11 protein-coding genes and 1 pseudogene are annotated in these 14,784 nt (G+C 39.0%); 3 read left to right on the forward strand and 9 right to left on the reverse strand.

Annotated elements, in window-relative coordinates:
* Nucleotides 1–15: 15 nt before the first annotated feature.
* Nucleotides 16–1,539: a tryptophan halogenase family protein gene (locus HQQ92_RS14340; RefSeq protein ID WP_173246247.1), complete on the reverse strand. Its 1,524-nt coding sequence runs from the start codon at nt 1,537–1,539 to the stop codon at nt 16–18.
* A gap of 149 nt (nt 1,540–1,688) precedes the next feature.
* Nucleotides 1,689–4,313, reverse strand: coding sequence for a TonB-dependent receptor (locus HQQ92_RS14345; protein WP_105249929.1), 2,625 nt, complete (start codon nt 4,311–4,313; stop codon nt 1,689–1,691).
* Between the two features lie 429 nt (nt 4,314–4,742).
* Between HQQ92_RS14345 and HQQ92_RS14350 the strand changes: the two genes are divergently transcribed.
* Nucleotides 4,743–5,759, forward strand: a complete 1,017-nt coding sequence (locus HQQ92_RS14350; protein ID WP_105249930.1) for a LacI family DNA-binding transcriptional regulator — start codon at nt 4,743–4,745, stop codon at nt 5,757–5,759.
* A 48-nt stretch (nt 5,760–5,807) separates the two neighbouring features.
* On the opposite strand, the gene HQQ92_RS14355 is transcribed toward HQQ92_RS14350, so the two are convergent.
* Nucleotides 5,808–7,097, reverse strand: coding sequence for an NAD(P)/FAD-dependent oxidoreductase (locus HQQ92_RS14355; protein WP_105249931.1), 1,290 nt, complete (start codon nt 7,095–7,097; stop codon nt 5,808–5,810).
* Nucleotides 7,098–7,293: 196 nt separating this feature from the next.
* Nucleotides 7,294–7,632, reverse strand: a complete 339-nt coding sequence (gene glnB / locus HQQ92_RS14360) for a nitrogen regulatory protein P-II (protein ID WP_028760911.1) — start codon at nt 7,630–7,632, stop codon at nt 7,294–7,296.
* A gap of 241 nt (nt 7,633–7,873) precedes the next feature.
* On the opposite strand from glnB, the gene HQQ92_RS14365 reads away from it, so the two are divergent.
* Both HQQ92_RS14365 and HQQ92_RS14370 read left to right on the forward strand, forming a co-directional pair.
* On the forward strand, nt 7,874–8,386 hold the full coding sequence (locus HQQ92_RS14365; RefSeq protein WP_105249932.1) for a GspH/FimT family pseudopilin: 513 nt from the start codon (nt 7,874–7,876) through the stop codon (nt 8,384–8,386).
* A gap of 144 nt (nt 8,387–8,530) precedes the next feature.
* Nucleotides 8,531–9,025 carry a GspH/FimT family pseudopilin gene (locus tag HQQ92_RS14370; RefSeq protein ID WP_028760913.1) on the forward strand — a complete coding sequence of 165 codons (495 nt, stop codon included), beginning with the start codon at nt 8,531–8,533 and terminating at the stop codon, nt 9,023–9,025.
* 92 nt (nt 9,026–9,117) lie between these two features.
* Here the strand turns inward: HQQ92_RS14370 and HQQ92_RS14375 are convergent, their stop codons facing one another.
* The 5 genes and pseudogenes from HQQ92_RS14375 to HQQ92_RS14395 all read right to left on the reverse strand — a co-directional run bounded on the left by HQQ92_RS14375 (nt 9,118) and on the right by HQQ92_RS14395 (nt 14,776).
* Nucleotides 9,118–9,423: a TapY2 family type IVa secretion system protein gene (locus tag HQQ92_RS14375; RefSeq protein WP_028760914.1), complete on the reverse strand. Its 306-nt coding sequence runs from the start codon at nt 9,421–9,423 to the stop codon at nt 9,118–9,120.
* Nucleotides 9,420–9,812 carry a type IV pilin protein gene (locus HQQ92_RS14380; RefSeq protein WP_028760915.1) on the reverse strand — a complete coding sequence of 131 codons (393 nt, stop codon included), beginning with the start codon at nt 9,810–9,812 and terminating at the stop codon, nt 9,420–9,422. Before HQQ92_RS14380 ends, HQQ92_RS14375 begins: the two co-directional genes overlap by 4 nt.
* An 11-nt stretch (nt 9,813–9,823) precedes the next feature.
* Nucleotides 9,824–13,331: pseudogene (locus HQQ92_RS14385) on the reverse strand (pilus assembly protein).
* A 2-nt stretch (nt 13,332–13,333) separates the two neighbouring features.
* A complete protein-coding gene (locus tag HQQ92_RS14390; RefSeq protein ID WP_105249936.1) occupies nt 13,334–13,795 on the reverse strand; it encodes a PilX N-terminal domain-containing pilus assembly protein in 462 nt (153 codons plus the stop codon).
* A 12-nt stretch (nt 13,796–13,807) separates the two neighbouring features.
* Nucleotides 13,808–14,776 carry a PilW family protein gene (locus tag HQQ92_RS14395; protein ID WP_028760918.1) on the reverse strand — a complete coding sequence of 323 codons (969 nt, stop codon included), beginning with the start codon at nt 14,774–14,776 and terminating at the stop codon, nt 13,808–13,810.
* Nucleotides 14,777–14,784: the final 8 nt, after the last annotated feature.

Here is a 14,784-nt window from a genome sequence, read left to right on the forward strand (position 1 = left end):
ATAACTCGTACAATTCTATATAGATTGCAATCCGTAGAGACGGATTTTATCAAGTAGTTCTCTATGATCTGGCAACTCACTTATCATTTTACTTTTTAACAACGTCATCTTAGCCAGATGTTGAACAACGCGTTGATCAACTTCTGCATTGCTATAAGTTGGTCGAGTAGAATACTTCATACCGCAAAGCACATATAAATAATTTTCTCTGTTGAACACTTCAAACTTTGAAGGGAAATCCTCTGCGATTGGAATAAAATCTTGCCACATTTTAAGACGTTGTTTTAAGCCTTCAGGAATAGTTTCACCGGTGCGATTATCACGCCAGAAAGCAGAGTCTGACCTGTCGGATAAACAATAATGTAACTTAGCAAATTCAACGACTCTCTCCCACGCTTGAGAAACTGTTTCATTAAAGCGCTTAGCAAGATAATCAATATCATCTTTATCGGAAGGAAATCGCTCCGCAAGAAAGCGTGCAGAAAAGTCCGTCAGTAGAATAGATGTCGCTTCAATCGGTTCTAAAAATCCCTGTGCTAAGCCTAATGCAACACAATTTTTTACCCAAAACTGCTGACGATAACCAACTTTCATAGCAATTTTTCTATGTGAAAGATCGGCAAGTTGACCACCTAAGTACTGATCAAATGTATCTTCAGCTTCAGCATTACTCATATAATCAGTCGAGTAGACAAAACCAGTTCCACGTCTTTGCGTGAGGGCAATATCCCAAATCCACCCTGCCTGATGAGCCGTTGCAATCGTAAATGGCGGAATTTGATCTAAAGCCTGTGTGGGCACTTGAGCAACTAATGCTGTATTAATGAAGAGTTGGTGTGATTGATCAATAAATGGTACATCAAATCTTTTTGCTAACAAAATAGATTCAAAACCACTGCAATCAATATAGAAATCAAAAAATAACTCTCCTTTATCTGTCAACAATGAACAAATAGAACCATCTTTCTCTAAAGAAATATCATTTACCGTTGCATAAATATGTTCAACATTAAATCGTTCAATGGCATTTTTAGCTAATAACTTAGCAAACTTTGCGGCATTAAGATGGTAAGCATAACCCATAACGCCACCATACTCCGGAGTTGTTATAAACTTAGGTCCTTTATTTTCCTCACAAACGGCATGCTGTGGCGAGACTAAATCGGCAAAGTGCTCTCTTGGATGAGTTAACCAATATGGTGTCAAATCCTCACCCAATGGACTCGGCATATCAAAAAGGTGATGATAAAAATTATTGTTTCCGTGCTTTGCTCGATCGAGCCAATTTACAAACTTTATTGACTGTTTAAAAGTGACGTCACAAGATTTAATAAAGTCTGACTCACTTATACCAAAGCTTGATAATGATTTACGTATTGAGGGAACAGTCCCCTCACCAACACCAATAATGGGGATATCTAGAGATTCGATGAGCGTAATTGAGAGTTCTGGATTGTTCTTTAAAACCAGTCCTAAATGATTAGCAGCTAACCAACCTGATGTCCCACCACCAACTATCGCTACTTTTCTTATAATCATAGCATGATCCTACAATTAAGCATGAACACATTGAGTCATATATTGGATAACCATTAGCCCTTTAATATTACTACTTTTAATTTAACGCAGTTTAGTGCTTAATAAAAAGCCTAGCAATTGCTAGGCTCTTATTAATCTAACTAATTAAATTAGAAGCGCAACGCAACACCGAGTTTATAACGGGCTTCACCATCAAAACTCCATACAGGGTAATTATCTTTAAATTCACTAATAACCCCCTCTGCATCCACTGGAGATACACCTTTTTGTACGCTATCTTCTTCAAGCAAGTTAACCACTTCAAAAGTTAACGACAGATAATCTGTTAGATTATAGCTAGCACTTAAATCTAAGGTGCCATACGCTTGATGTTCACGGTTACCATAGAACCCTGGTAATTCACGCATCATATATTCAGAACGCCAGTTATAAGCTACCCGAGCTGAGAAATCATCCATTTCGTAGTAACCAACTAAGTTTACAGTATGTTTGGATGAGTCAGAGAATACTCCAACACGGTCTGCATAGTTTTCAGCTGGTGATGAAGCGTCTGCAAAGGTGTAGTTAACTGAGTAACCTAAACCACTATCGAATGAATCTTGTAACTGAAGTTCGATACCATCAATTGAGCCACCATTAGCGTTATAATTTTCACTTACAGTCCAACAATCGTAAATACCCGCACCACATGTACTACCACCTGCAGTGATTAGGTTGGGATCTTCAATTCCGATTTGTTGATTCAGTTTTTCTCTTGTAGAGATAAATGAACTTACATCTTTGATAAAGTAAGTTGCTGCAAATAAACCTTCTCCACTGAAGTACCATTCTAAACTTACATCTGCTTGTGAAGCTTTGAAAGGTTGTAAATTTACGCTACCGGTGACTTTCTTCTCGTTACCAGGAGTACCATCGTTGAAGCCAGGTAACTTAGAGGTTGCGAATAAATCGGCATAATTTGGACGTGAAATAACTTGAGCTGCTGAGGCTCTTAAAATTAAATCACTTGCAAGGTCAAATGCAATATTTACACTTGGTAAAACATCGTTATAGCTGGCTTTATCAGTACTTAAACCATCAGCATATGTACCTGTTTTGCTGAACGCATAATAATCAGATTCAACATCAGTAGACACATATCTTAAACCGAAGTTACCACGAACGCCTTCACCAGCGAATGTAGCCATAGTATAGAGCGCTAAATTCTTTTCTTGCAGTGTGCCATATCCTGATTTATCGAGAGTAAAACCATCGATAGCAGCATAGGCATCATTAATCATGTTATCAAAAATGGGCTTAGGTAAGGTGAAGCCTGCGCCAGATGACATAGTACCAGAATAATAAGCTGATGCATCTTTTGCTACTATATTAGAGGATTGAGCAGCCTCGGTAGTTTGAGTAACATCATGATCGGCATAACTAATGCCTGATTTAAATGACGTAATAGCACCTAGCTCAACAGGAATAGTAATGTCAAATGTCGCAAAGGACTCTTCATCCGTATTAGGTTGTTTTTTTAGAGCCCAACCCGCTGTTTCTAATTTTCCATTAAAATCAGAAGCATCAAATGCGTTGTTTGCAATGTTAATATCAATGACATCGCCAGTAGCATCATAGATACCCGCGAAATCTTCAGGTTTACCAATAGACTGACCATAGTTTGAAGTTAAATCGGTACCACCTTCAGCTTTGGTCTTACCAATACGACCTTCTAACTTATAAGCATCTGCCTGATATGCAAAATCCAAATCAATTGTGTCAGAAGACATACTCGCTTTACGTGCCCAAGTTTGAGCCCAAGCAAATCCACCTTTACCTGTGTGCTCAACTAATGTACATACGCCTGCAGCATTTTTCTTAAGGCAAGTATTTTCACCCTGCTGAGTAGGAAATAAGAAAATTGAAGTATTAGCATTGTTTGCATCAAGTTGAAGGCTCATCAAATTCAAACCAAACTCAAGATTATCAGTTGGTCTGTATTGGAATGCAGCATTAACAGCGGTACGCTCTCGGTCTTGCTGGAATGTGGTCGGAACTATCTCTCCCCAACCTAGTAAAGATTCGATACCATTACGTTGATATTGAGTTTTATCTAAAGAACCTGCGACTAAGAAACCGAACTTTTCATCTTCCGTTTTCCAGCTATAAAGTCCTGAGGTTTGTGGATCAATCTCTTCAGATACAGTGCCGTAATCCCCCTTTGTACTTAAAAATACAGAATTTGCATCTAAATCTAATGGTTTACGGGTTTTAACAATTACAGTACCACCAATACCACCTTCGGCAATATCTGCCTGAGATGATTTGAAAACTTGAATACCGCCCACCATTTCTGGTGGTAATAGACTGTAATTGAAGCTACGGTCAATAGCTTGTTGATCAAACCAACCCGTTGAAGCCACAGAATGACCATTTAATAGAGTACTGGTTAACTGGCTTGAAGCACCACGAATTGATACTTGTTGGCCTTGACCAAATTGACGATTAACCGCAACACCAGGAATGCGTCCTAAAGACTCACCCACATCTCCATCTGGAAATTTACCAATATCTTCTGCTGTGACCGCATCCACTACAGCATCAGAAAAACGTTTGTCGTTAACTGATGCCTTCATTGATGCTCTCATACCGCGAACTTCAATTTTTTCAATATTTTCAGGTGCTGCGGTGGTTGCCACGGCGTCTGCAGCAACAGCGCTAATGGATACAGCACTGCCGAGTAGGATAGCAATATTTGTAGCTAGTACAGTTTTCTTAAAGGTTGATGGTCGCATCTCGTTTCCCTTCCATAACTTTATTATCGTTTTAGTATTCATAACCATTCCCCGAGGAATGACAACGCTGTCATGTCTAGTGCAAACATTACACAATAATTAACAGCCTTGCCACAACAAAATAACGATGGAAGCAAAAAAATGTCATAAAGCAGAATTTTGAATCAGTAGTTTTATTAAAAACCATTATAAAACATGAGCTTTAATATTATGACGTAAATTTACAACTCTCAGCATAATTATAACAATGATAAATTAACGCCAATTTGTAACAATTCAGGATTGCTAAGCACATCAAAAGCTCGCACTATAAGATGTATAAGTCAGAAAAAACTGATAAAAAATGTAAGCTTGTAAATTGCAGGTAAAGAATTTACGTTCATAGAACAGTTAACCCCTCGCGACCTTAGACAAAGAGTTTTTACATCAATGAAAGTCACTATCAACGACGTAGCTAAATATGCTGGAGTGTCTATCAAGACAGTATCCCGTGTAACCAATAACGAACCTTCAGTGAAGCAGGCCACCGTTGACAAAGTGAACGAGGCGATAAAAGCACTTAACTACCAACCTAATTTAGCAGCAAGAAATCTAGCAGGAACTAAATCCTATGCTATTGGTTTTATTTACGATAATCCAAACGCTTACTATATTATTGATATGCAAAATGGGATTTTGTCAGCCTGTAAAGACAAGGGCTATGAACTTGTCATCCACCCTTGCAATGCCAAATCAGAGACCATATGTGATGAGCTTACAGCACTAGTCAAATATTCTAGGCTCGCAGGATTAGTACTAACACCTCCCTTGTCAGAAAATCCTAAAGTACTCAAAGCACTCACTGAAATTGATGCTAACTATGTGCGCATTATTGCGGGAGAAAAGGACAACGATCAGAATGGGTTGACTATTTTAGTCAACGATAAATTCGGTGCAGTTCAAATCACCCAGCATCTGATTGATTTAGGCCACAAGCATATCGCTTTTTTAAGCGGAGATTTACACCATGAATCCACCAAAGAGCGATTACTTGGTTTTAAACAGGCATTAACAATAAATAACCTAAAGCTGAATGAAAACTACATAATTGAAGGGAAGTACTCATTTGAGTCCGGTGTTGATGGTGCTAACAAGCTCATCAAACTAAAAAATCGCCCGACGGCGATTGTTGCTTGTAACGATGAAATTGCCGCTGGTGCACTTTTTGCGGCTCGTTTAGCGGGTTTAGACATACCCGTTGATTTATCAATTGTCGGTTTCGAAGATAGCCCATTCTCACGTCAAACCTGGCCTAAACTTACCACAGTACATCAGCCAAACGCAGAAATTGCTCAGGTTGCTACTGAATTATTAATAGCAAAACGTCGCGAGCAAGATGCCATATATTCTAGAACCTTTACACCAGAACCTATCATTCGTGACTCGTCGGCAATTCCTAAACAATAAAAAAGAGAGCATATTTGCTCTCTTTCTATCTCCTAAATCACATAGAAATCAATGTAATTTGAGCTTCGGACGCTGCCACTTCAATAACTTTTGTGCTACTCGATACACAATTGCCGAAAACCAACCATAAAGGCTGGCTAAATGCCTCTGATACAAAGAGATATACATCAATCTTGCTATATGGCCTTCAACAAAGAAAGTGCCAGAACGTAGGTTCCCCATTAAATTGCCTACCGCAGAGAAGCGGCTTAAAGACACTAATGAGCCGTAATCTTTATAAATAAAGGCCTTTTCAGGCTTACCTTGTAATCGATTAACGATATTATCAAACAAGGTATCAGCCATCTGAGCTGCTGCTTGCGCCCTTGGTGGAACAGGCTGGCCAGAACTTTGGATCAATAGAGCGCAATCACCAAGGGCGTAGATATCTTGATGACCTTTCACTCGCATACAATCATCAACTTCTACCTGATTTCGCGGAGTAATGGGCAGTTTTGCAAAATGCTGAAATGCTTTTGGCCCTTTGACACCGGCAGCCCATACTTTTAAGCCTGCTTTAATCACATCACCATCTTGGGTAATGAAACCATCACGAGTCACTTCTTTAACTTGAACACCGATATGTAAACGTATACCAATCTGATCAAGAACAGCTTGAGCCCTAGCGCTTACACGCTCTGGTAATTGAGGAAGGATTTTGGGTGACGCTTCAATCAAATGCACATCAAGATGATGCTTCGCGATATTCAGATAACCGTACTCTTTAACAGACTCAATGACATGATGAAGCTCTGCTGCCAATTCAACACCTGTCGCACCCGCACCGACAATACCAATGCTGACTCTTTCTTGCGTTTCATTTAATTGGAGTAAAGCGTCGAGTAATTTATGATGAAATAAATTGGCATTTTCAAGACTGTCTAAGAAAATACAATGCTCATCAGCACCTAATGTATTGAAACTATTAGAAACTCCACCCAATGCAAGCACTAAAAAATCGTAATTGATTTGTCGCTGCTCTAGGAGCAACTCACCTTCATCATTATAGACTGCGGCTAACTGAATCGATTTAGCATCCGGCTCACACTGCTCTATCTCACCACGAATATAGCGATAACCGTTTTTAAGTCCATGATCGCGATAGAGTAAACCTTCAATAGATTGATCTATCACACCAACAGCGACTTCGTGTAATTTAGGCTTCCATATATGAATAGGACTTTTATCAATTAAGCACACATCGACGACATCACTACCGCCCCATTTACGGCCCAACTTCGATGCAAGCGCTAAACCAGCAGCACCACCACCCACGATCACTATTCTTTTTGTAGCCAAAATGACAACCTCATAAAACTCATTTGCGAGGCTAAGTTATACCATGTTACAGATAAGAGATAACTACATTAGTTGAGTAAAACAGGCTATTTTCCATTAAAGATATTTCAGAAACCTAGCGGTACTATTTAGTTTTTCCACATGCTTAGGCAACAAAAAAGGGCCACTAGGCCCTTTAGAATCGTTCGTAAGCAGTTTATACCGCTTCTTCGTTTTCTTCACCCGTTCGAATACGGATAACACGTTCAACATCAGTGACAAAAATTTTACCATCACCAATTTTGCCTGTGCGGGCCGTTTCAACAATGACATCAATTGCTTGGTCGAGCAGATCGTCTTGGATCACTAACTCTATTTTTACTTTTGGCAGAAAATCCACCATATATTCGGCACCACGATACAACTCTGTATGCCCTTTCTGACGACCAAAACCCTTAACCTCCAGTACCGTCATCCCAGTGATACCAATTTCTGCAAGTGATTCGCGCACATCATCTAACTTAAATGGCTTAATAATGGCTTCAACTTTTTTCATTAAAAATTCCTCATCCCTTGCAATAACATAAACAAACAGAATAACACTAGCTTACACGGGGTTACGTCAATATTGAAGTGAATGTAGTGCTTTACTCATAAAACACAGTTTCTATAAAATCGCTTTTAGCACATAAAAGTCTAAAAAAAGTACTATGAATATTGCCTCAGATTTTATACTTACATTCTAACCAGCACTAACTCGCTCGCGGGATGCAAGCGTAAAATAACAAGGATCTGTTATGAACTTCCATCGAAAAGGCTTTAGCCTGATAGAACTTATCACTACGATATCGATTTCAACAATCTTGTTAACAGTTGGAGCTCCTTCCTTGACCGAGCTCAGCGATCAGATAAGAGCTGATACTAATATTAAAACTATCCAGCAGACACTTCAATTTGCGCGAAATACAGCTGTTAGTTATGGTTATAGGGTCACAGTATGCCCACTCGTAAATGGAAAATGCACTCAAGATTGGCAAAAGGGATTAACAATTTTCATTGATACAGGTGTAGTCGAAAGCTTCGATGCTAACGATAAAATTATTAAGGTCATTGATGAATTCGATTCGAAAGATTTTTTAACATACAATAAAAGTTCGATAAAATTTCAACCTGATGGGTTAGCTTCTGGAAGTAATGGTACTTTCAAGTATTGCCCACGAACAATTGATAGCAAAAACTCCCGTGCAATCGTTGTTAATCAGGCGGGTAGAGTTCGCCTTTCTACCGCAAAAAATATCAATTGCGATTAAATTTAAATATATACTCCCTATTTAAATTTAATTATATAAAAAGCAAGAAAATCAATTTATTGGGTATATTGAAAATATAGAATAGATACTGACCATTAGAGTCTCCTCGCATATACTTAGCTAAGTTTTAACGAGGATAGCTACATGTTAATTATTTCAAGAGGATTTACCTTAGTCGAACTGATGGTCACAATTGCCGTAGCAGCAATCCTACTAGCCATAGGGGTTCCATCACTTACGTCGCTATACGAAGGGACACGCAGCGCTAATGAAATACGAAAAATTAGTGATGTGTTTGCTTTTGCAAGAAACCAAGCTGTCAACTATGGCGCAACAGTAACAGTCTGCCCATACGCGGCATCACCATGCGGCACAGACTGGAATAAGGGGTTCAGTGTATATATTGACAATGGGGGTGCCAAGAATGTATTGAAAGTGATCGATAGTTTCAATACACACGATGTAATTTCCCTATCAGGGCCCGCCGATAAAAAAATTGATTTTACACCCGATGGTTTAGTCTCAGTTGAAACATCAATTATCTATTGTTCAAATGGGCAAAGTGACAATTCTAAAAGCATCAACATTAGCACTTCAGGTTTAATAAAAGAGGGCGCAGATGGGAAAAGCTGCACATAAACTATGGTAGACTAAATCTACCGTTCACTACCCTAAAATAATATTATCCTTAAATCGTTCGTTGTTAATATTTAAAAATACATGTTAGATGTTTATCTAGGTGTTAACTTATCCAAAACTTGCGCCTTAGTATTAGTAAATTCAGCGTTTAATGCGACACACTCCTCAACACTATAGATGTAATATTTCGATCCATCATTTGATTGGCGAGTAGTACCAACAAGGCTAGCCATTCTCACATTCATTTCACTACTCTTCCAATGATAGAAGGCAATCTCAGCACTTTTCTTTGATGCAATGTAGCATTTGAAGTCTTGTTCGCTGACTGTTGCTCCAGAGTCAGCCCAAACTAAGCTTGGTAAGAAAGCCACCGTTATAAAGAGGTTTATTAATTTCATTTCCAACACTCCGCACTCGGACCTTTTGCCCCAGTATCTGATATTGTTAAAGAAGAGCACGAGGCATCACGGCTAGCCTGAACCCCTTGAGCAACTGCCTTAATCGTAAAGCTTGATTCACCACTTGATGATACAGAGTAATGTTTATGCTCAGTGATATAAGGGTTTGCCCCTACAAGTTTTGTTAAATCAGTAGCATATTTTTTATTATCGAGATAATACTGTTCCTGCAAGTTTGCTATACGCATCAAAGCAGCTAACCCTTCTGATCTTGCACTCTGAGCAATGTATTGCGTATAAGAAGGGTATGCAATCGATGCCAAAATACCAATGATCACGACGGCGATCATCACCTCTATCAGGGTAAAACCTTTAAGTTGAACCTTCATAAATTAATAACTCATTCATTTATATGATAATAAATTTTATTAACACCTAACCCAGAAGCAACGTTGATTGTACCTGTATAATCCCCATTTTCATTTTTCTCACCTTTACCAACTCCAATAATATAGATATAGGGATCTTTACCGGATTCAGGTGCAGGAATAACAATCTGCGGTGTATCCGGTACACGTTCACCCAGTTCATAATATAATTGAGAAAAGGATCTCGTTCCTTTGTGCAAATCGAACGGATATAACTTGCCAGAACCAGACACTAAACAAACGTTATCGGCAACCGAGTCAGCAGGGGGAGAATAAGAAGTGAAATAAACTTTGCCTTGGACAATCAAGGCAGCTGTTAAACTCTTTTCACCTAGACCACTAAAATCATAGAACCAGCCGAGTTTTTTACCGAAACTTATGTTGTCGGCTTCAGACGCAGGTGCAGTAGAAGTCACATCATAGAGATCATTGATTGTGATCGCCTCGGGAACATCACCGCCAGTAAAACTCTTAGTCACCACATTACGATCTTGCAATGTAAAAAACATATCATTGATATCAGTAGATGATGGGTGGGGTCGCGTTCCACTTCCAATCACCACCGCATCATAGGGAACATTTTGATAAGTTTTAGTCGTAGTAGTACCACTCTCTGTTGCCACCTTAACTTCGGATAAATTAGTAAACATCGTTTGTGCTACAACAGGTTCTGCATAAAAACGACGATTATTACTATCAGTACCACCTAAAGAAGCAAATTTAAATGCACTCCAACTCGACTTACTTGCACTTGGAAGATCAATGCGCCAGACATTTGCACCGACATCGGAGGCATAAATCCTATCTGTATACCCATCATTATTACTATCAAGTACGGCGACTGAGTTTGGAATGCTATCCTGAATACCCGAAAGTACTGTTGCACCCGATGCAGAGCCACCAAATGAATGAATCAAAGTTCCCTTCTCTGCATCGACAATATAGACCGCACGACCTACCGGAGAAGATGAAGGAGTTGCATCAAAACTAACATCGTAGCCACCACCAAAAATGAGTACAGGCTTTTCATAACCAACGATTTTCGTCACTATAGGCTCAGACCATGTTTGTCCAAGATCAGAAAAACCATCTGTTGATGGATTAATAGTCCACATTAGAGAAGGGCTATCAGGGTTTGTCACATTGAGGGCATAATAAGACGAGCCACCCCTGACGCATCCCCATATAAACCCATGCTTTAATCACTTTACCCTCAGCATCAGTTTCTGTGTAAGCAACTGGAGAAGAATCCATTCCGTATACAGTGTGTACACCTGAAGGATCATTACTTCTCAGTTCTGTTAAATTAGGCAATAACTCATAGGGAATAAAGCCCCAAGTCTCTGATACAGATTCGCCCGCATCTTTAAACATATGCACAACACCTTGATTAGTGCCAAGCATGATACGAATATCAGTCGCGTTTTTTGTGCCGAAATTGAGTGCAAGTGGCTTAGAATGAAGAGGATCACCCATAACATCATTACGTTTATCTGTCGTACTACCATCTTTATTATCGTCGTCGACATCTATCCCATTAAGCCAATTTAACGTATTAGCAAGCTCATCTACGCTAGTTCTCATATAGCTAGCTAGCGCAGCATCACCGCCTGCTGCAGTTTGTGCATTAGCAAGTGTTAAGGGCGTTAAACTGGAGGACCCATTTAAGTTACTTACAATACTCCTAACTTCTTGCTTTCTGATTTGTGCCGCGACTCCGCCGACTTCAACTTTATTCCCATCCTTTTGCGCAACACAATCCGACCATATAGTACAGGCACCATCTTTAATATTACCGTTATCTGCTATAGCTGCATTCCCTTTACTATCAACCAATGTTCCATCTGCGGTTACTTTTAATTTTTTTAAATTACCGCTCCAACGAGGTCCTTTGCCTGGGAGAAACATAGCGTAATAAGCGGCATCAAATGTCTGAGTCCTATCAAAATTATTACTAGCAATACTTGGAGATGTAAAACTTGAATCAATATTCAAAATATTTGATAACGCATCATTAAGTGCATTCTGTAGTTCAAGACTGTTTTGAGCAGCAAAATATAAACCACCACCTCTTTTAGCCGTCTCAGCAAGTAAAGGTGCGGCATCTTCTGCACCTTTACTAAAACCAATAGTATAAGTACGAACATTCTGCATTTGTTCAGTATTTGAACTGTCCAACTTGTTAATTAAGTCGTTATTAAACATATAACTAGCTAATGCGGGCAAATAGCTTGCTGTATCTAGATTTTTAGAAAATGAAGAGTAATCCCCTTCTTTACTTCCTGTGGCAGTTAAACTAATAACGTCATTATTCGCATTTTTATCAACTGTTGGAGAACCATCAGTGACATAGATAACATAAGCAATATCCGTACATACTTTAAATGGACTTGCGTAGTTACCACTCTTCTCCACTAAGCTGTCATACGGTGGTTTATTTCCAACATAAGAGCCATAATCTGTATCACTATGACCATATTTAACGCCCTTACCGGCAAAATAACGGTAAGCTTCATACATAGTCTCACATAGTGGTGTATTTGTTTTTGCCAGCAAATTATCAATAGTAGTTAATAAACTCGCACGCGTACTATCCGTCATCTGAGTAATGCCAGATACAATTCGACCACCGTCTCGATTACCTTCATTTGGATAATTATAATTAAATACAGCAAGTCCAAAATCCACTGTTGGAGTTGAACTAATAATATTAGAAATCGCTTTCTTCGCAATTTCTAGTCTTGAAACTTTTACCGTTGGTAATTTTCCCGCTTTAGATAATCCGTACCATCTTAGGTAATTATCAGTGTACAAGGTAATAGGTTGTCCAACACCAAAGTCAGTATTATTGGCTGCGGCTAAAGCATTGGTCCAAGTTGTTCCTGGTAGTGAAGAAGTAAAATATGGATATGCTTTCTTTTTACTACCTGATCCCGTTGTTACCCCATTAGCAGGAAATCCATTAGGATATGATGATGAATTACTCGGATTTATTTGAGAAATATCTTCCCAACAATCAATTACTTTTATTGCAGTACCATTTGTTTCAGGTAGTTCTTTCCAAACGCCAGTAGTACCACTTGATGTGAACTCTCTTATATACCCAGTAAAACGACCAAACTCTGCTAATGCAGCTTTGCTTTGACTACATCCATTTAAACTAGCTTTAAAATTACGCTTATCAGAGCTAGTATCAGGGGTGGGTAATCCCCCACCGCCAACAGCATAATAAATAAGAGTATCACTATACCCAGAACCACTTACGGCTGGGTAGTCATAGTTAGGGTCATAATCTACAACCTGAGTAATTTCTTCAGTTGACATACTTCCTGAGTTATCAAATATAACGAGCACTTTAGGTCTTGCGCCCGTTCGAGTTGTTGATTCTTTTACATATAACTCAGTATCGTCACCAAAGGAGAAAGCCGACACAAAAGTCAGCGCAAGTAGTATAGAACAAGCCAGCTTTTTAATAATCATATCTAACTCCCAGTTAAAACTTCTTGCTCCACACCTGCGACAACAGTGAGTTGGCCCAGTTTATCTCTACCAAATTCTGCTGTACTACTAATCTCAACACGCCGACAGCTAATTAAATTACCACTATTTGGCCTTGTACTTCGCTGGCATCCAACATCTTTTGCACTAATGACAACATTACCTGCAGCATCAACTTCATAAGGAATTGGCGTTAACGTTTGGTTAGAACCAAATTCAACCACTGATGAAATCTCAGATAGTTTGGCTAAGCTAGCACCTTTATTGGCTTCGATTGCCGCCTCTAAGCCACCATCAGCAACAGACTTAGCCTCTATACGTTCTGATCCTGCTCCAGACATACGCATAGATTGGGTCGAATTAACAGCCAAAGCGACACCAATAATAGTCATAAGCAACAATATGATAAGTGCAAAAAATAATACAATTCCTTTTTGCTTTTTCATCTTACCAACCTTCTAATTTCTAATTAACACTGGATTAGCAAGCACCATAGTCGTCGAAACTATCTTGCGTCGATAATGATCATTCAAATTTTTAATTTCCTTATCGCCCAGAGTGTAAGTAGTTTCATTGGTGTAACTTTTATCTTCATCAATAGCGCGAACCAACAAGAAAACCCTTAAGGCAACAAGTCTTTGAAATAATTCGTTGTCCCACATTAATGTGGTTACATTTTCTGCTGGCATAAAACTATCGGCGGTATCATCTCCATTACTATCAAAACCATAAAGAATACGCATATTCTCAATGCCTTCAACTAACTGCTCTTCGTTATTCATGCCATTATTCTTGGTTAATGTTTTTCGGCGTAGAACAGGTACAGAACCATCATTTTTAATAAAATAAATATGATGCTGATATTCCCAAAAACGAGCATTTTCGAGTACTGGATTGGGAGGATTACCGCCTTTAAACATCACAGCTTCACTCGAAGTTGCAGCCATATAAAAACGCTCGCCATTAGGATTAGTCACTGGTGGGCCAACTAATCTTTTAATTTGAATGACATCCGTATTCTGATTCACACCTGATAAGCAACTTAATGTATCCCCACTCTCGCCCTCTTCATATCCCCATAGACGCCTAAAGTGTGCAGGTTCTGCATTAGGTAAAGTACCGTTATTTACGCCTGCACCAATACAATCATTTGCAACACCATCCCTCAAGGTCATATTGGTTCCAAGTACAAAATCAGTTCCCGTTATGTCCCCCATAAAACCTAACTGACTAATATCTCTTTCCATGAGCGACAAAGCAATTCGTCCATTTTCTTGCAATTGGTTAAACTGGCTCGTTGTGATCACATTGGAAGAAGACATACTAAACATGCCAAAAAGCCCAAGAGTGAGAAATAAGCCAATGACCATAGAGACCATTAGCTCAACCAGCGACATCCCTTTCTCACAATTTTTTAAATTATCCATACATAGTT

It is taken from the genome of Shewanella sp. DC2-4 (assembly GCF_013248875.1).
Taxonomy (GTDB): domain Bacteria; phylum Pseudomonadota; class Gammaproteobacteria; order Enterobacterales; family Shewanellaceae; genus Shewanella; species Shewanella oncorhynchi.